This window comes from Bacillus sp. D7-8 (assembly GCF_052055895.1).
GTDB classification, from domain to species: Bacteria; Bacillota; Bacilli; order Bacillales; family Bacillaceae; genus Bacillus; species Bacillus velezensis.
This window is the reverse complement of sequence record NZ_CP179922.1, coordinates 3,250,341-3,267,873: the sequence shown is the minus strand read 5'-3', so window position 1 is coordinate 3,267,873 and position 17,533 is coordinate 3,250,341. Positions and strand designations below refer to the sequence as shown.

Annotated in this window: 14 protein-coding genes and 1 other annotated feature (1 of these 15 running past the window's edge); of the genes, 9 read left to right on the top strand and 5 right to left on the bottom strand. The window is 46.9% G+C overall.

Annotated elements, in window-relative coordinates:
* Nucleotides 1–16: 16 nt before the first annotated feature.
* On the top strand, nt 17–1,327 hold the full coding sequence (rpoN, locus tag ACKTRM_RS16070; RefSeq protein ID WP_041482270.1) for an RNA polymerase factor sigma-54: 1,311 nt from the start codon (nt 17–19) through the stop codon (nt 1,325–1,327).
* 37 nt (nt 1,328–1,364) lie between these two features.
* Here rpoN and lutP read toward each other — a convergent pair whose 3' ends face one another.
* On the bottom strand, nt 1,365–3,041 hold the full coding sequence (gene lutP / locus ACKTRM_RS16065) for an L-lactate permease LutP (protein ID WP_012118500.1): 1,677 nt from the start codon (nt 3,039–3,041) through the stop codon (nt 1,365–1,367).
* Between the two features lie 205 nt (nt 3,042–3,246).
* On the opposite strand from lutP, the gene ACKTRM_RS16060 reads away from it, so the two are divergent.
* The 5 genes from ACKTRM_RS16060 (at nt 3,247) to ACKTRM_RS16040 (ending at nt 8,265) form a co-directional block, all read left to right on the top strand.
* Nucleotides 3,247–3,966, top strand: a complete 720-nt coding sequence (locus tag ACKTRM_RS16060; protein ID WP_012118499.1) for a FadR/GntR family transcriptional regulator — start codon at nt 3,247–3,249, stop codon at nt 3,964–3,966.
* Between the two features lie 30 nt (nt 3,967–3,996).
* Nucleotides 3,997–5,187: an aminotransferase-like domain-containing protein gene (locus ACKTRM_RS16055; RefSeq protein ID WP_012118498.1), complete on the top strand. Its 1,191-nt coding sequence runs from the start codon at nt 3,997–3,999 to the stop codon at nt 5,185–5,187.
* Nucleotides 5,188–5,368: 181 nt separating this feature from the next.
* Nucleotides 5,369–6,085: a (Fe-S)-binding protein gene (locus ACKTRM_RS16050; protein ID WP_007613889.1), complete on the top strand. Its 717-nt coding sequence runs from the start codon at nt 5,369–5,371 to the stop codon at nt 6,083–6,085.
* Between the two features lie 27 nt (nt 6,086–6,112).
* Entirely contained in the window at nt 6,113–7,543 is a 1,431-nt protein-coding gene (locus ACKTRM_RS16045; RefSeq protein WP_007407375.1) for a LutB/LldF family L-lactate oxidation iron-sulfur protein, read from the top strand.
* Complete coding sequence (locus ACKTRM_RS16040) at nt 7,543–8,265, top strand: LutC/YkgG family protein (RefSeq protein WP_039063673.1); 723 nt, start codon at nt 7,543–7,545, stop codon at nt 8,263–8,265. The genes ACKTRM_RS16045 and ACKTRM_RS16040 overlap by 1 nt, the downstream gene beginning before the upstream one ends.
* 35 nt (nt 8,266–8,300) lie before the next feature.
* Here the strand turns inward: ACKTRM_RS16040 and ACKTRM_RS16035 are convergent, their stop codons facing one another.
* From ACKTRM_RS16035 to ACKTRM_RS16025, 3 genes are all read right to left on the bottom strand, one after another.
* Nucleotides 8,301–9,629 carry a GntP family permease gene (locus ACKTRM_RS16035; RefSeq protein WP_012118495.1) on the bottom strand — a complete coding sequence of 443 codons (1,329 nt, stop codon included), beginning with the start codon at nt 9,627–9,629 and terminating at the stop codon, nt 8,301–8,303.
* A 26-nt stretch (nt 9,630–9,655) separates the two neighbouring features.
* The gene (gntK, locus tag ACKTRM_RS16030) at nt 9,656–11,200 is read right to left on the bottom strand and encodes a gluconokinase (RefSeq protein ID WP_007407372.1); all 1,545 of its coding nucleotides are present in this window, start codon (nt 11,198–11,200) and stop codon (nt 9,656–9,658) included.
* Between the two features lie 172 nt (nt 11,201–11,372).
* Nucleotides 11,373–12,230: a MurR/RpiR family transcriptional regulator gene (locus ACKTRM_RS16025; RefSeq protein ID WP_012118494.1), complete on the bottom strand. Its 858-nt coding sequence runs from the start codon at nt 12,228–12,230 to the stop codon at nt 11,373–11,375.
* A gap of 499 nt (nt 12,231–12,729) precedes the next feature.
* On the opposite strand from ACKTRM_RS16025, the gene ACKTRM_RS16020 reads away from it, so the two are divergent.
* The 3 genes from ACKTRM_RS16020 (at nt 12,730) to ACKTRM_RS16010 (ending at nt 15,325) form a co-directional block, all read left to right on the top strand.
* Complete coding sequence (locus ACKTRM_RS16020) at nt 12,730–13,617, top strand: Cof-type HAD-IIB family hydrolase (protein WP_012118493.1); 888 nt, start codon at nt 12,730–12,732, stop codon at nt 13,615–13,617.
* Nucleotides 13,614–14,282, top strand: coding sequence for a YczE/YyaS/YitT family protein (locus ACKTRM_RS16015; protein WP_012118492.1), 669 nt, complete (start codon nt 13,614–13,616; stop codon nt 14,280–14,282). The genes ACKTRM_RS16020 and ACKTRM_RS16015 overlap by 4 nt, the downstream gene beginning before the upstream one ends.
* A 68-nt stretch (nt 14,283–14,350) precedes the next feature.
* Nucleotides 14,351–15,325: a LacI family DNA-binding transcriptional regulator gene (locus ACKTRM_RS16010; RefSeq protein ID WP_012118491.1), complete on the top strand. Its 975-nt coding sequence runs from the start codon at nt 14,351–14,353 to the stop codon at nt 15,323–15,325.
* 29 nt (nt 15,326–15,354) lie between these two features.
* Here ACKTRM_RS16010 and ACKTRM_RS16005 read toward each other — a convergent pair whose 3' ends face one another.
* A complete protein-coding gene (locus ACKTRM_RS16005; protein WP_012118490.1) occupies nt 15,355–16,662 on the bottom strand; it encodes an N-acetylglucosamine-6-phosphate deacetylase in 1,308 nt (435 codons plus the stop codon).
* A gap of 683 nt (nt 16,663–17,345) precedes the next feature.
* Nucleotides 17,346–17,533 (top strand) — a binding site (T-box leader); it runs 52 nt beyond the window's last position.

Genomic DNA, 17,533 nt, shown 5'->3' with positions numbered 1-17,533 from the left:
AAGGGGAGTGAGCATGATGGATATCAAACTTCAGCAAACACAAATGTTAAAGCCTCAATTAACGCAAGAGCTTAAACAGGCTATCACATTACTCGGATACAATTCCGCGGAACTGGCCGGATATATTGATGAGCTCTCACTGGAAAACCCTCTGATTGAACGAAAGGAAACAGACACGCCGCCACTATCTTACCATAAAACAAATAAAAACAGGATGAAAGAACGGGACGGAAGCCAGCAGATCAGACTTACCCGCAAAACGCTGCAGGATTCGCTCAAACAACAAGCCTTAGATATGAAACTGTCCGATGATGAGAAAAAAATTTTCAATTATCTGATACATTCATTGGACTCAAACGGATATTTAAAAGAGGACATACCAGCTGCCGCCGACCATGTATCCGCTTCACAAGAGGAGACGGAAGCTGTTCTGAAAAAGCTTCAATCTCTTGAGCCCGCGGGAATCGGCGCCCGGTCTTTGCAGGAATGCATCCTTCTTCAGCTCCGCCGTCTTCCCGAGCGGAACGAACAGGCGGAATGGATTGCCGACGCCTATTTTGAGCTATTTGCAAGAAAGAACTGGAAAGCGCTTACACTGAAAACGGGCATTCCGCTTAAAGACATTCAGGACATCGCTGACATGATCAGCGCGCTTGATCCGAGGCCGGGGCTCCGTTATGCGCATGAGGAGCCGGGTTTTTACGTGGAACCGGATATATTCATCACAGTGAAAAACGGCATCATTCAAGCGCGGCTCAACAGCCGTTCGTTTCCTGATATCCAGCTTCATACCCATTATCAGCCGCTGCTGTCAGCTGCCGGGTGCCGTGACACGAAAAATTATCTGTCGGCAAAATATCAGGAATGGCGCTGGCTGAACCGGGCTTTGTCGCAAAGAAAACAAACGATCACGAGAATTATCGGCGTCCTGACTGAACGGCAGGAATCCTTTTTTCTCACAGGAAAAAGCGGAATGCAGCCGCTGACCTTAAGAGAGGTGGCGGAAACGCTGGAGCTCCACGAATCAACGATCAGCCGGGCCATCAAAGGGAAGTACGTTCAGACGCCGTACGGACTGTATGAAATGAAAACATTTTTCTCGGCGAAAGCTGAATCGTCGGGGGACGGCGGCGCCTCCAATTATGCCGTAAAAGCGCATCTGGAGGCATTGGTCGGTAAAGAAGATAAAAAGAAACCTTTTTCAGACCAAAAGCTTGCCGATCTGCTGGATGAACAATATGACATCCGAATCTCAAGGCGCACCGTCGCCAAATACCGTGACCAATTAAATATTCCGCCGTCATCGGCGAGAAAACGGTACAGCTGAAACCTCCCCGAGCCAAACCCCGGGGAGGTTCTCCGTGTTACGGGATCATCCATGAAAACAGATGATGCTGTAAAAATGTAATAAGACAGACGAGCAGAAGCAAAAACAGACTGTGCTTAATCGTAAAGCGGAAAAGGTCGGCTTCCTTGCCCGCCAGACCGACAGCGGCACAGGCAACCGCAATGGATTGCGGAGAAATCATTTTTCCGGTGACACCGCCTGATGAATTGGCGGCAACGGAGAGAACCGGGTCCATCCCGACAGAGAGCGCCGTCACCTTTTGCAATCCGCCGAACAATAGGTTGGCCGACGTATCAGAGCCGGTAATAAATACGCCGAGCCAGCCGAGCACCGGCGAAAAAAAGGTAAACATCGCGCCCGTCATGGCAAGCGCAAGACCGAGTGTCGTGCTCATGCCGGAAGCATTCGTCACATAAGCAAAGCCGACAACAGAAACAATGGTCACGACCGGAAGCGTTAATTCCTTCACCGTTTCTATAAACGCTTCGCCCCATGTCTTCCACGACATGCCGAGGGCGAACTTGGAGATGACGGCGGCAATCAGAATCGCCGTCCCCGCTGAACCGAAAAGCTCAAGTTTGTACACGGCTTCAATCGGCGTGCCGTCCGCCTGAAGAATCTGCTGATTTACAAATGGGACGGGAGGCGTGAAGGTCAATGCACGCCCGGCTGCATTCAGCCAGGAAAGCCACATTGACGTTCCTTCGTAATGACCGGTTAAGGCAGCCTTCACGCCGGGAATCCCCCAGACGGATATCATGGCCGTCAGAAGAAGGAAAGGAGACCACGCTTTAAACACCGCGGCGCCCCCGTACTTGATCGGCACCCGGTCAGCGGCCGCTGCTGATTCCCGTTCTGCCGCGAAACGAAAGGCCGTTTTCGGTTTCCAAAATTTCAAAAACACAGCGAGCGCGGCCATGGAAACAAGCGCCGACAGCACATCCGGAAGCTCAGGCCCTAAAAAATTCGAGCTTGCGTACTGCACGGCCGCAAAGGAGACGCCGGAAACAAGAATGGCCGGCCATACCTCAAAAGCTTTTTTAAACCCGCTCATCAAAATGATTAAGTACAGCGGAATAAAGACGGATAAAAACGGAAGCTGCCGGCCGACCATTTGAGAAATTTCCATTGCCGGTATCCCGGTCGGACCTTCGACGGCGGTAATCGGAATGCCGATCGCGCCGAAGGCAACGGGCGCCGTATTGGCAATCAGGCAAATTCCCGCCGCATACAGCGGCTGAAAACCAAGTCCGACGAGCAAAGCGGCCGAGATCGCGACGGGAGCGCCGAAACCGGCGGCGCCTTCTAAAAACGCCCCGAATGAAAAGGCGATGAGCAGCGCCTGCAAACGCCGGTCATCTGTAATTGAGAGCACCGAACTCCGGATAATCTCAAACTGTCCCGTTTTCACGGTGATTTTATACAGAAAGACCGATGTGACGATAATCCAGCCGATCGGAAGCAGCCCGTACACCGCTCCCTGAGAAGCGGACATCACCGCTTTTTCCGCCGGCATGCCGTAAACAAATACAGCGATTAAAAGTGAAACGGCTAACGTTAAAAGCCCCGCGATGTACCCCTTCATCCGTTTCACCGCAAGCGCCCAAAAAAAGAAGATAATCGGCACGAGCGCGCAAGCTGCCGATAAAAGCAAATTTCCCCCTAAAGGAGCGTACCCCTGTGTCCATTGCATCCCTAAAAAACCCCTCCTTATGTCATGTAAGCGATTACTTTTTATGATAAGGTCATCTGATGACCGGGTTAATTAGCATTATATTTTGAAAGTTTTGAAAGTACAATACTTTTCTTGAACAAATTGTCTGAACCTGTCGGCAATACAAAAAAAGAAGTATAATAGACGATAAACATCAAGATTCACAAGTGACGGGGTGATCGCGTTGAAATATAAACAAATTAAAACGAAAAAAATCTACGAGGAAGTCGCTGACGCATTGCTGGAGAAGATAAAAGCGGGCGAGCTTAAGCCGGGGGAAAAGCTTGATTCCGTTCAGGCGCTTTCTGAGAGTTTTCAGGTCAGCCGCTCGGCGGTCAGAGAAGCGCTGTCGGCTTTGAAAGCGATGGGGCTCGTCGACATGAAGCAGGGAGAAGGCACATACATAAGAGAATTTGAGCCGTCTCATGTTTCCCAGCCGCTTTCTTCCGCCCTCTTGATGAAAAAAGAGGACGTCAAACAGCTGCTCGAAGTCAGAAAGCTGCTTGAACTCGGCGTCGCCGCCATGGCCGCTGAAAAACGCACGGAAGACGATTTACAAAAAATCCGCCAAGCTCTCCTGGAGATGAAAGACATTGACGGAGACGAAGAATTGGGCGAAAAAGCGGATTTCTCCTTTCACATGGCGCTGGCGGAAGCATCACAAAACGGGCTGCTCAAGCATCTCATGAATCATGTCTCCGCGCTCCTTTTGGAAACAATGAGAGAAACGAGAAAAATTTGGCTGTTTTCTAAACGAACGAGCGTGCAGCGATTGTATGAAGAGCATGAACGCATTTACAGCGCCGTCGCCGCCAAAGACGCGGATGAAGCGGAAGCCGCGATGACCGCGCACCTGACGAATGTGGAAGAAGTGCTGGGGGCTTATTTTGACGAAAATGTATAGAAGCTGACTTGTGAAAGGGGATAACATCACATGCAGGCCGAATCTTTTTTTTCTGACCATGTAAAGAAAGCTCTGACAAACGATCCTCCCGGGGAATGGATGCCGGCAGTTCCGAAAGCGTGCATCCCCCTGCATTCCGGCTATCCCGATCCCGCACTCGTTCCTGATAAGGAGCTGAAAGAAGCCGCCGCCCGCCTTCTGGATGAGGAGCGCGATCTGCCGCTGCATTATATGGGAAGCCCGAGGACGGCCGTATTAAAAAAGCAGATTCAAGAACGGGTAGCCATCCGCGGCATTCACTGTCGGGACGATGAGCTGCTCGTGACGTCAGGCGCCTGTCAGGCGATAGATCTGGCTGCACGGGTTTTCCTCGATGAACAAACCGCCGCTGCCGTTGAAGCTCCGGTCTACATGGAAGCGCTCGAGATTTTTAAAAATTACACACCGCATATCATGAGCGTTCCGACAGATCAAGAGGGCCTGCAAACAGAAACATTAGCGTTCATGCTTGAGGAAAGAAAACGAAAAGGGCTTCTGCTTCCCCGTCTTCTCTACACGATACCCGCTTTTCAGAATCCTGCGGGAACCGTAATGTCAGCGAAGCGGAGAACCCGCCTGCTTCAGCTTGCCGAAACGTATGATTTTCTCATCTTGGAGGATGATGCATACGGCGAGCTCGGATTCACCGATATTCCGCCGCCCTTGAAAGCCATGGATCAAAACGGCCGGGTGCTGTACGCCGGTTCATTATCAAAAGTCATCGCCCCGGGTATGAGGATCGGCTGGATTGCAGGGGACGCCGCATTCATCACGGCATTGTCATGGTTAAAAAAAGACTTAGGCCACCCGTTTTCCCAAGCGGTGACCGCCGTCTATCTGGAACAAACGAATGTTGAAAAACGGCTCGCCGTCTTGCGGGAAGCATATCAAAGCAAACGTGACGTTTTGCTCGCCGCATCAGCGCGATATCTTCCGGAATCCGCATCCTGGCACGTGCCTGAAGGCGGTTACTTTGTATGGGTGAAAGCGCCGGGAGCGGATACATCCGCAATGCTGGCGAGGGCTCTTTCTCACGGCGTTTCCTATGTACCCGGTAAATATTTTTTTCTGCCTCATGAAGACGGTGCGGAATATCTTCGCCTGTCGTTCAGTTATGCCGGTAAAGCCGCGATAAAAGAGGGTGTGCAAAAACTGGGACGTCTGCTGGAAAACGGGATGTAGAGCAGCTTGAGGAGCTTTCGGGCTTCTCTTTTTTTGTCCCCTTCAGCGCATCGGACGAAAGGATTTTTCAGAAAAACCTTCCAATCCATATTCAGAATAGTGTAGGATATTCATAGAGCTTTCCCAAAAACAGGTCATCAGATGACCAGATCACATATTGAGGATGAAAGAGGGGTTCATCATGAAAGTCTCATTATTTGTCACGTGCCTTGTGGATATGTTCCAGACCAATGTCGGAAAGGCGACGGTTGAGGTGCTGGAACGGCTCGGGTGTGAGGTGGATTTTCCCGAGGGGCAGATTTGCTGCGGGCAGCCCGCATACAACAGCGGGTATGTGACGGATGCGAAAAAAGCGATGAAGCGGATGATTGCCGCGTTTGAAGAAGCGGAGTACGTTGTCAGTCCGTCAGGTTCCTGTACGACGATGTTCCGTGAATATCCGCATCTGTTTCAGGACGATCCGAAGTGGGCGGCAAAAGCGCAGCAGCTTGCGGACAAAACATATGAGTTAACGGATTTTATCGTTAACGTTCTCGGGGTGGAGGATGTCGGGGCGGTGCTGCATAAAAAAGCGACAGTCCATACATCGTGCCATATGACGAGGCTGCTCGGCGTGTCGGAGGAGCCGATGAAGCTTTTGCGCCATGTCAAGGGGCTCGAGCTGACCGCGCTTCCCGGAAAACACCAATGCTGCGGATTCGGAGGAACGTTTTCTGTGAAAATGGCGCAAATCTCTGAACAAATGGTGGATGAGAAGGTCGCCTGCGTGGAAGACACGGAGGCCGAGGTGCTGATCGGAGCGGATTGCGGATGTCTGATGAATATCGGCGGGCGTCTTGACCGTAAGGATAAAAACGTCAGAGTCATGCACATCGCCGAAGTGCTGAACAGCAGATAACACGAGAAACAACAAGGGGGGAAAATCATGGCGATGAAAATCGGTACCGCCGCTTTTAAAGAGCGGGTATCAGAAGGAATAGATAATGAGTTTATGAGAGGAGCCGTCTCCGGAGCGCAGGAACGGCTCAGGACAAGAAGGCTTCAGGCGGCCGAAGAATTGGGAAACTGGGAGGATTGGCGTTCCCATGCCGAAGAAATCAGACAGCATGTGCTGGACAATCTTGATTTCTATTTGGAACAGCTCGCCGAAAATGTCGCCAACAGAGGCGGACACGTCTTTTTCGCTGAAACGGCGGAAGAAGCGTCCTCCTATATCCGCGATGTCATCCGGCAGAAAAACGCCAAAAAAATCGTAAAATCCAAATCCATGGTGACAGAAGAAATCAATATGAACGAAGTGCTTGAGGAAGAGGGCTGTGAAGTCACAGAAACGGATCTCGGCGAATACATTCTCCAGATTGACGATCACGATCCGCCGTCACATATCGTTGCTCCCGCTCTTCACAAAAACAAAGAGCAGATCCGTGACGTATTTAAAGAGAGACTCGAATACAAACAGACGGAAAAACCGGAAGAGCTCGTCATGCACGCGCGCAGCGTTCTCCGGAAAAAATTTCTCGAAGCGGATGTCGGCATTACAGGCTGCAACTTTGCGATCGCGGATACCGGATCGGTCAGTCTCGTGACGAACGAAGGAAACGGCCGCCTTGTGTCCGCGCTGCCGAAGACGCAGATCACCGTGATGGGAATGGAGCGGATCGTTCCGTCATTTTCTGAGTTTGAAGTGCTTGTCAGCATGCTGACGAGAAGCGCGGTCGGTCAGCGGCTTACAAGTTACATTACGGCGCTGACGGGACCCCGGCAGCAAGGAGAAGCGGACGGGCCTGAGGAATTCCACCTTGTGGTTGTGGACAACGGGCGTTCCCGCATACTCGGCACGGAATTCCAATCGGTGCTGCAATGTATCCGCTGCGCCGCCTGCATCAACGTCTGTCCCGTGTACCGGCATGTCGGCGGACACTCGTACGGGTCCATCTATTCGGGTCCGATCGGCGCCGTCTTATCGCCTCTTCTCGGCGGATATGACGAATACAAGGAGCTCCCGTACGCATCTTCCTTATGCGCGGCCTGTACGGAAGCATGTCCCGTTAAAATTCCGCTGCACGAGCTGCTGCTCAAGCATCGGCAGAACATCGTGGAAAAAGAGGGCAAAGCGCCGATCAGCGAAAAACTGGCGATGAAAGCCTTCGGGCTCGGCTCGTCATCCCCGTCCCTTTATAAAATGGGATCGAAATGGGCGCCTGCCGCCATGACGCCGTTTACGGAAGATGACAAAATATCAAAAGGGCCGGGGCCGTTAAAAGAATGGACGGCAATACGGGACTTCCCGGCGCCGCATAAATCGAGATTCAGAGATTGGTTTAAAGACCGGGAAAAACAAAAGGGGGAAGAATGATGATGAAAGGGACGGTTACACATCAGGAATCCTTTTTAAACCGGATCGCCGAAAGTCTGGGCAGAGAGCGCAGGAAATCAGGCGTGTCCCTGCCTGAATGGAAGTATCAGCCTCAATATCAAACGCATGCGGGCTGTACGGAAGACGATCTTGTCACGATGCTGAAAGACCACTGCGTCAACATTCATACCGAACTGATCGAAACGGATGCAGCCGGGCTTTACGACGCTTTGCGCACGCAGGTGAACCGCTTTGAAGGAGGGCCTGTCATCATTCCGAAGGACAGCCGCTTTGAAACGTACGGCTTGCAGACCCTTATGACAGAAGAGTGGCCGGATGAAGGGATTCCCGTTTGGGAATGGGACGCGGAACAAGGAGCGAAAAATATTGAAAAAGCGGAACAAGCGAATGTGGGCATTACATTCAGCGAGATCACGCTTGCGGAATCAGCCACCGTCGTTTTGTATGCGTCAGAGCATGCCGGCCGTTCCGTCAGCCTGCTTCCGACCACCTATATCGCAATCATCCCGAAATCTTCCATTGTGCCGAGAATGACACAGGCCAGCGATATATTGAAACAGCAGATCAGAGACGGCGTCACCGTTCCTTCCTGCATCAACTATATTACTGGACCGAGCAACTCGGCCGATATCGAAATGGATTTGGTTGTCGGCGTCCACGGACCCGTTAAAGCCGCTTATATCCTCGTGAATGACCGATAAAAAAACAAACCCCGGTTTGCGGCCGGGGTTTGTTTTTATATAAACGCGTTAATGATCATGATAAAACAGATCGCACTGACAGAAATAATCGTTTCCATCGCCGTCCATGTCAGGAATGTTTCTTTGACCGTCATTCCGAAATACTCTTTAATGAGCCAGAAACCGGAGTCATTGACATGTGACAGAATCAAAGAGCCCGCTCCCGTTGCCAATACGAGAAGCTCACTGCTGACGCCCGGCATGACAGATGCAATCGGTGCAACAATGCCGGCCGCCGTCATCATGGCGACAGTCGCTGAACCTGTGGCGACACGGATGACCGCCGCGATCGTCCAGCTTAAAAGAACGGGAGAGAAGCTTGAGTGCTTCGCCATGTCAGCGATATACGTGCCGACGCCTGAATCAATCAGGACGTTGTTAAAAGCGCCGCCGGCTCCGATCACAAGCAGAATGGAAGCAATCGGTCCCAGACAGTCATTGCTGAATTTTAAAATGCTTTCTCTGTCAAAGCCCTGATAAAAACCAAGGCTGAAAAAGGAGTAAACCGTGGCGATCAAAAGCGCCGTGACAGGGTCGCCGATAAATTTAAAAGTTTCATAGAGCGTGCTTTTTTCCGGAAGCGCAATTTCGGCAAGCGTTGCCATAAGCATCAGGGTCACCGGTACCAATATCGTAAACAATGTATTTGCGAATCCCGGAAGCTTGCGTTTTTCATTCCGTTCAATAAATTGTTTTTTCAACAGTTCGGGAACGGGTTTGTGAATGCGCTTACCAATCCATTTTCCGTAAAGCGGCCCCGCGATGATGGCAGTCGGAATCCCAACGATTAAAGAAAACAAAATCGTTTTTCCGACATTGGCGTGATAAATGCCGACAGCCGCCATCGCCGCCGGGTGGGGCGGAACCAATCCGTGCACGACGGAAAGTCCCGCAAGGAGCGGAATTCCGATCGTCACTAATGAAACCCCGGTTTCAATCGCAATCGTAAACAAAAGCGGCACGAGCAGGACGAAGCCGACCTGGAAAAAGACCGGGATGCCGACAATAAAAGCGACGGCCATCATCGCCCAATGCACTTTCTTTTTGCCGAAGCGGCCGATCAGGGTGTGGGCGATACGCTCCGCACCGCCTGATTCAGCCATCATTTTTCCGAGCATCGTACCGAGGGCCAGCACGATCGCAAGCAGCGACAGCGTATTGCCGAGCCCGGTTTTCATCGAAGCGATAATGTCCGGCAGATTCATGCCCGTTGCGAAACCGACAAGGATGGATGTAATCAAAAGACTGATAAACGGATTTAATTTAGCGACCGTAATCAATAAGAGTAAAACGATAATAGCGGCAATGACAATAAACAGTAACATGACCTTTTCACCCTTTCAAAGAAGAATTAACGGCTTTGTTTGAGCTGAAATTCACTGATGACGTCAAATTCATCTTTGAGCTTGTCATACAGCCGCTCGTATAAGTAAAACAGCTCAATATATGTTTCGCTGTTTTTGACGTTCGGTTCATGGCGGTGAGAAATTCTGATCCAGTCCTGAACATCCTCGATCCGTTCCATTTCGCCAAGGCTGTGCAAAGCGAGAACGGCCGCTCCGAGCGCCGAGGCTTCGTAACTTTCCGGAACGAGGACTTCCCGTCCCATCGTATCGGACAAAATCTGCCTCCACAGCGGCGATCTCGCAAATCCTCCCGAAGCCCGCACGTCTTTTGCGGGGCCCGCCAAATCTCTCAGTGCGACACCGATTGAAAAGACGCTCATGATGACGCCTTCCAGCACCGCTCTGATAAAATGCTCCCGTTTATGGCGGAGGCTGATGCCGAAAAACGTTCCGCGGGCATTCGGATTCCAAAACGGCGCGCGCTCCCCTGATAAAAACGGCAGAAACAGCAATCCCTCAGAGCCTGCGGGCACTTTATCAGCGATATCAATCATTAAATCATACGGATCAATGCCGAGCCGCTTCGCCGTTTCGACTTCCGGAGAAGCGAATTCGTCTCGAAGCCAGCGCAGCATAATGCCTCCGTTATTCGTCGGGCCTCCGATGACCCAATGCTTGTCAGTCAGCGCGTAACAGAATGTCCGCGCTTTTTCATCCGTAATCGGCGCATCCGTCACCGAACGCACGGCTCCGCTTGTTCCGATCGTAACGGCCACTTCGCCTTTGCCAATCGCGCCGACTCCAAGGTTGGCGAGCACGCCGTCATTTGCGCCGATAATAAACGGTGTATCCGCATGAATGCCCATCCGTGCAGCGATTTCCGGCGCAAGGCCGCGCAGCTGATGAGTGGTCGGCACGATGTCCGACAGCTGATCTTCCCGGATTCCGGCAATCCGGAGCGCTTCTTCATCCCAGGAAAGCGTATCTAAACGGAACAGCCCCGTTGCCGAAGCGATCGAATAATCGACGACATAAGTTCCGAAAAACTCGTGCAGAATATATTCTTTAATACTGATGAATTTGGCGGTTTTCGCGAATGTCTCCTTATCCTGTTCTTTCATCCACACAATTTTGGAAAGCGGAGACATCGGGTGAATCGGCGTACCCGTTCTTTTATAAATATCAAAACCGTTCATTTCTTTTAAAATCCGTTTTGATTGCTCGGCGCTGCGGTTGTCCGCCCAAATGATGCTTTTGGTCAGCAGGCCGCCGTTTTGATCGACAGCTATCAATGAGTGCATGGCGGTGCTGATGCCGATTGCAAGCAGATTGTCAGGGCTCAGTCCGGCCTTTGTGACGGCGCCCCTGATGCTTCCGATAACCGCTTCCAGAATGTGCTCAGGATCCTGCTCGGCCCATGCCGGCTTTGGCTGTATCAAATCATAGTGAACCGAATGCTTGGCTAACACTTTGCCTCTTGGTCCGAACAGAACGGCTTTCGTACTGGTCGTGCCGATATCCAGACCGATAACAGCTTGGGTTTCCTTCATAATATATCCCGCCTAATCTGATTGAATAATAAGATAGATTGATAATGTATGCCCTTACAAAGTCAATTATAGGAATAATTTTTTTATAAATCAACGATGAAGAAGAAAATTTTTTTCATAAAATTGCCTCAATTCCCGCTGTATCGGCATTTTCTCTTTTGAAAAATAAATATTACAAACGTTTGTGCGCGATCATTTTTCTGATTTGCTGCAAGTTGGCGAGCGTTTTCTCCTGCCGCAGCCGGGCCGTGGCGAAATACAGTGTATCAATGACCGAAAGCTGGGCAAGCCTTGCGGACATTGCTTCCGTTCTGAAAGCCGTCTCCCTTGTTGACGTATACAGCACCACGTCGGAAATCTGGGTGAGCGGCGACTTTTGGTAGCTTGTAATGCCGATCGTGCCGGCGCCGAGTGATTTGGCCGTTTTCACCGCGTCGAGCACGTCCTTGTTGCTTCCCGAATGAGAAATGCCGATGACTGCGCTATCGGGACCGAGAAGACCCGCTGACATCGCCTGAAAGTGAGAATCCGTGTGCGCGATGCAATTTATACCCGTACGCATAAATTTATGATACGCGTCTGTGGCGATCAGCCCGGAACCGCCGTTTCCGTAAAATTCGATTCTGTCCGCGCGGTGGATCATTTCTACCGCTTTTTCAACGTCGGCCGGATCTATTAAATGAAAGGTATCGGTCAGACCGGAAATGTTTGTGCGGAAAACTTTCCGGATGATGACTTCGATATCGTCGTCGGGGCTCATTTCTTCATGAATGTGCTGCACCGGCTCCTGAACGATCTCCTGAGCAAGCGCGATTTTTAAATCCTGATAGCCGGAAAAACCGAGCCGTTTGCACAGCCTGAAAATCGTCGCTTCAGAGCTTTTTGTTTTTTCCGCCAGCTGAATGATGGAAAGGTGAATCACGTCTTTCGGTTCCTTCACGATATGGTCTGCAATCGCTCTCAATTTTGGCGACAAACCTTTGCTGGCCGCCTGAATCTTCCCGATGCTGCTTGAATTCACAGGGGTCATGCTATAACCTCCCTACTCGAATGTAAACGCATACTTTTATGATAAAGCAAGTTCTGTCATAAGGGAATCAGGTTTTGCTTTCTTTACCGCAAATGAAAGAAAAGAGACAAGTATATCGGGGACACCGCCTCAATGACACTTCATACATCCGATTTACAAAAAGTGATCGTTCTCTGAAAAGTGCCGGTGCCCAAGTCGCCGGCCATAAGTCAAACTCATGATGGAAAGCTGTCCTGCTACAGTCCGGTTTCTAGTGAGTTGCCAGCGCTTGAAATCCAGATGAATTTCTTCAAATTAGTGTTCCGCCATTAGCAGTCAGTTCTTTATTAACTGGATTAATCAAAAGAGAAGGATCATTAAGCAGGAGAACACTTGAGAAGCACAGGTCTAATCAGCTTCTGGAGAAAAACTTCAAATTAATATAATAATCTAATTGCTCTGAAACGCGTACCATACATTATACTTTCAATGATTTTTAAACTCTGAGGAGGAAATTCACATGAAAGTAATTGCAATTGACTTAGATGGCACGCTGTTATCAGAGAACTTAACTATCCAAGAACAAGATGTAAGAGCTTTAAAGCTCGGACAAAAACAAGGTCATCTTGTAACAATCGCTACAGGGAGAGCTTTATTTGATGCAAAACACATCATCAATAAATATGATTTGGATTTTCCGATTATTGCTTCAAACGGCGCTCAAATTGATGTGGGAAATCAGGTAATATTCGAACATTTTATGGATTCAGATGTAATCCAACCTATCATAACATGGTTAAATAAAGAGGAAATCTATTACCAGCTTTACTTATCTGACAAAATTGCCGTATCAAATCAAGGAATTCAGCAGCTTGAAAAAGAACTTTACAATACAGTAATGGAAGAGCCTCATTTTAATCAAGAAGTATTTTGGAATTCTATTAAAGCTCAAATCCATCAATACGGGTTAGAGGAAATACCGGGTACAATTGACCCTATCGATTATCGGTATGTCATAAAATGTATGATCGTTTCGCCAAACCAAAGAAAATTAAAAAAAGCTAAAGAATATTTTGGACAACTGAAGGAGTGTGCCGTAACGAGTTCAGGAGCATTCAATCTTGAAATCACAAGTGCAGGAGTAGATAAAGGAGCGTCATTAAATAAACTTTGTGAACATTATGGAACGGATGCGCGGAATGCAATCGCAATAGGTGATAATTTAAATGATCTGCCTATGTTTCATGCAGCAGGAATAGGGATAGCCATGGGAAATGCAGATAAGAAGCTTATTCAATTGGCTGCTTTTAAAACGTTATCGAATGATGAGTGTGGTGTATCTTATGCTTTTGATCATTACATTCTGACGAAAGAAGAAGACCCTAAACCGCGGAGTATACAGCCATGAGCCATTTTGTGAAAAGGTGTTTAATCTATATTGTCGGATTGTTTATTTTATCCGTGGGGGTTGTATGTATGATTAAATCTAATACCGGAATTGCCCCCTGGGATGCTCTGAACGTGGCTTTATCAGAACTCATTGGCCTTACAATCGGGTCATGGGTTTTCATTGTCGGAGGAATCCTTATCTTTATAAACAGCCTCATAAAAATGCGGTTTCCTAATCTAGCCGGTTTTATTCCGATTGTTATTATTGGAAGTTTTGTTGACCTTTTAAACTTAAAGGTTCTTTCGTTCTTAAAAACAGATGCTGTAATTCTTCAATGGAGTTTATTTTTGATAGGGTTGTGTATATTGGCTATGGGAATCGCTATTTATTTAAGAGCATCTTTTCCTTCGATACCGAATGATGAATTAATGTTGGCTATTACTGAACGCACAGGTTGGGGTATTAATATTACAAAGACGATAGGGGAAGCTTTAGCTTTTGTGCTTGCAATCATTCTTCAGGGGCCGATTGGGATAGGAACCATCATTGTGTTGCTATGTCTGGGGATATTAGTAGGTTTATTTGACAAACTATTACACAAGATGGGGAAGCCACGTTCTATCTATAGTGTGGGACAGGAAGGCGCACATATTCATGCAGGCCATGATAAAACAATTCATTAAATGCTTATTTTCCCTTGTGTTGTTCAGTGTAAAATCCTGATAACGCTGTCTAAGAAGGAGTAACAGTAATGACAAACATTACAGAGATAGCAAAGAAAGCGAACGTTTCTCGGACAACAGTTTCCAGAGTTCTCAACAATCATCCTTATGTAAAACCTGAGAAGCGGGACGCTGTGTTAAAAGCTATGAAGGAATTAAATTATGTACCAAATTTCAACGCGATTAACCTATCCAGGGGGAAGACAAATGTATTCGGAGTCATTGTTCCTAAAATCAACCATCCGTTTTTCAGTAAACTGATTGCCGGAATAGGCGAAGAGTGTAATAAACATAATTACAGTTTACTTGTGCACCAATCAAATAACGATCCTGAACAAGAAATGGAGTTTTTTAACAGATTGAAATACAAACTGATTGACGGTCTTATTTTGGGATCCTGTATAAGCCCTCATCACGTACTCGACGAGATATCTGAGTTTGGCAATATTGTTTCCTGTGAAGCTTCTGCAAGCAAACAGGTTGCACATATATTTATTAATCATGAGTCAGGAATCAAAATGGCAATTGATCATCTGCGAAATCAAGGACATCAATCCATTGGTCTATGTATAGGAAATCCTAAGAGCGGTGTTGGCATAAGCAGAAAAAAATCATTTTTTCACTTTCGAAATGAATACGGATTGAAATGGAGTGATAATTGGTACTTTGAGGAACAGTACACTATTGAGAATGGTATAGAAATAGCAAAATTATTACTAAATAAGTCACCTCGTCCTGCGGCAATGGTTGTAGGAAGTGATTATGTTGCGGCAGGGATCATTTATGAAGCGAAAAGACAGGGAATACGAATACCTGAAGAACTGGCGGTTATAGGATTTGATAATCAGCCGATATCTAAGGTAATAGAACTTTCAACGATACATCAACCAATTAAAGAGTTGGGACAAACAGCAGCAAATTTATTATATAACTTAATGAATAACAAAGATGTCCCCAATATAAATAAGTTGAACCTAAAACTTATTAAAAGAAAGTCAACTTAAAAAGACCACTTTATGGTGGTCTTTTTTGCTTAGCGTAGAACCAGCTCTGGGGCAGGCGCTTTGAAATGAGCTCTTTTTTTCGTTTCATCTATAAAACTGAAGGGCTTCATGGATAGGTTTTCAAGTTCATTTAGGAAGTGACAAGCTTTTAATGGCACAAATGATGTCATATTCCATACAACTTTCTCATTAAAACCTATAGCACGAATATTATGCATAAGTCGATCAATTGTGTAAGACCCTGCTGCTACATACCCTTTCCCTTGATACCACAGATTATTCCCTTCAATTTTCTCCAGTGATTGGCCGCACATGGAATCTGTGTCAATGCGATCTGTCATTGCTATAATACCCTTAGAGCCAACAAGTTCTACAACCCGCCGTGCAACTTCTAAGTCTACATGTTCACTATCAAAATTCATACAAATGGTTAATAAACCTTCTTTCGCGGCTCTCATCAAAGTACCGGGAACTTCTCCGACAAGTGTGTTTATATTATCTATGTTCCATTTATCTAACCGAGCATCTTTTAACCCCTCTAATCTATGTACTCTTTCTTGGGGTGTTCTCCAGGTGTGTTTAAAATTGTTCGGCATATCATTAAACAAATGATCTGTTAAAACGGCATCTGATCCAGTGTAATTGCTGCGTTTTTGCGCTGTATCTATAACTTTCATTATAAGTTCAGAGGTTTCCTCCGGGTATGCTTTTTGGAAGTGACCCAGCGCCGGTTTTACTCCAGCCTCCACAAGTGTATCTACAATCCATTCTAAACTCGGATGTTCTTCGGTGATATATTTCTTTAGATAGGAGTTTTCAGTCATAGCATCTGGGGACAGTACAGTATAAATAAGACCGTATTCTCCGCAAGAAGCGATCTTTTCCCATTCTTCTTTTAAGGGTGCCCAATTCCCTTTTTCCGGTGTGCCTGCAAAGCTGGCCAATAATGGTCCTTCTAGTGAAATACCTAAAATATTACGGTAACGTCCCTTTCTCTTTTGTGTATGGAACTCTTTCATAAAGGCTGCAAATTGATCTAATTGATTATGAGGAAGAAAAATAGAGGGTACACAGAAAATCCCTTCAATTTCAGCTAGTGTATTGATCTTTTCAATATCTAATTGATCTAAATTGCTAAAATCATAGTGACCGATTCCATGACAATGAAATTCTACTGGAAGAGATGGAACTAAATAAGAACCTGATTTCTTAAAAATTCCTTCTCCTCCAATGTCGAAGTTCAGCCATTCGTTATTACTATAAGTTATATCAGCGATTTTCATTACTCCATTTGTTTCAAGGTAAGCTGGGCTGTTAAATGATGTGCTAGACTGCATAGGAAACTCCTCCTGGAAATGTTTATTTAGTATTCAGTGAAGACACATCATCATCTTAAAGTATGAAACCAGTACCATATCAACCCTTTATTATCATTTTTTGTAAAAAAATAGGTGTCTCATTCATCTTTCTACACCTGATTTTCTCGTTATTGTTATTTGTATCCTGAAAATCTCCTTTAAACACTCAAAAACACTAGCTGTAACGCCACTAATGCTTCTATACAGTTTCGTGTTACGCCAACTAGTGTTCTCCACGAGTTTAATTTGTGGAATTGGTTTCATGTCAATAGCTTTAATAAATGGAATATGACTTCCGGGTATAGAACCTTGTGGAGTCATTGGAGTTGAACGATTAGAAATGAAATGTGTACAGTTACTAAGCTGGGATACCAGCATAAGAGTAAAACCTTTCATATTTCTGCTAACTTTTTGCCGCTCAGTCCATATATCGTAGAAAACCTTTCGTCGGAATTTCTGTTTGAACAATATATATAAAGTGCTGATTACGCTATATTAGGGGCCGGCTCACCCCGCATATGAATATAAACATGTTCAGTCAAAATGTCTTATATAGGTGATAAGAAAACCAGCGGCAAAAATTAGTATTGACTTTGAAAATAGAAGACTGTATATTATGTTACTATATTCAGAAAATAAAAACTCAAGAGATTCATTTAACATAAAACACTGTGAACGGGAGCAGTAAAAGAATCCAGTCAGAAAAAGAGAGCCGCGGGTTGGTGCAACGCGGACTGATTGTTCTTTGAACTCGCCCGGAAGTGGCAGGGCGGAACGGAATTGTCGAAATATTCCCTATGTCCTAACGGCTGACCTTCGTTAAAAGGTTTTTAAGCTGGATTCCGGACAT

Bases quoted from the DNA above. Each gene is read 5' to 3' on its own strand.
- ACKTRM_RS16045 (WP_007407375.1), top strand. From the start codon at position 6,113: ATGGCGATGAAAATCGGTACCGCCGCTTTTAAAGAGCGGGTATCAGAA.
- lutP (WP_012118500.1), bottom strand. From the start codon at position 3,041: ATGCAATGGACACAGGGGTACGCTCCTTTAGGGGGAAATTTGCTTTTA.
- rpoN (WP_041482270.1), top strand. From the start codon at position 17: ATGGATATCAAACTTCAGCAAACACAAATGTTAAAGCCTCAATTAACG.
- ACKTRM_RS16055 (WP_012118498.1), top strand. From the start codon at position 3,997: ATGCAGGCCGAATCTTTTTTTTCTGACCATGTAAAGAAAGCTCTGACA.
- ACKTRM_RS16025 (WP_012118494.1), bottom strand. From the start codon at position 12,230: ATGACCCCTGTGAATTCAAGCAGCATCGGGAAGATTCAGGCGGCCAGC.
- ACKTRM_RS16020 (WP_012118493.1), top strand. From the start codon at position 12,730: ATGAAAGTAATTGCAATTGACTTAGATGGCACGCTGTTATCAGAGAAC.
- ACKTRM_RS16035 (WP_012118495.1), bottom strand. From the start codon at position 9,629: ATGTTACTGTTTATTGTCATTGCCGCTATTATCGTTTTACTCTTATTG.
- ACKTRM_RS16040 (WP_039063673.1), top strand. From the start codon at position 7,543: ATGATGAAAGGGACGGTTACACATCAGGAATCCTTTTTAAACCGGATC.
- ACKTRM_RS16010 (WP_012118491.1), top strand. From the start codon at position 14,351: ATGACAAACATTACAGAGATAGCAAAGAAAGCGAACGTTTCTCGGACA.
- ACKTRM_RS16015 (WP_012118492.1), top strand. From the start codon at position 13,614: ATGAGCCATTTTGTGAAAAGGTGTTTAATCTATATTGTCGGATTGTTT.
- gntK (WP_007407372.1), bottom strand. From the start codon at position 11,200: ATGAAGGAAACCCAAGCTGTTATCGGTCTGGATATCGGCACGACCAGT.
- ACKTRM_RS16005 (WP_012118490.1), bottom strand. From the start codon at position 16,662: ATGCAGTCTAGCACATCATTTAACAGCCCAGCTTACCTTGAAACAAAT.
- ACKTRM_RS16050 (WP_007613889.1), top strand. From the start codon at position 5,369: ATGAAAGTCTCATTATTTGTCACGTGCCTTGTGGATATGTTCCAGACC.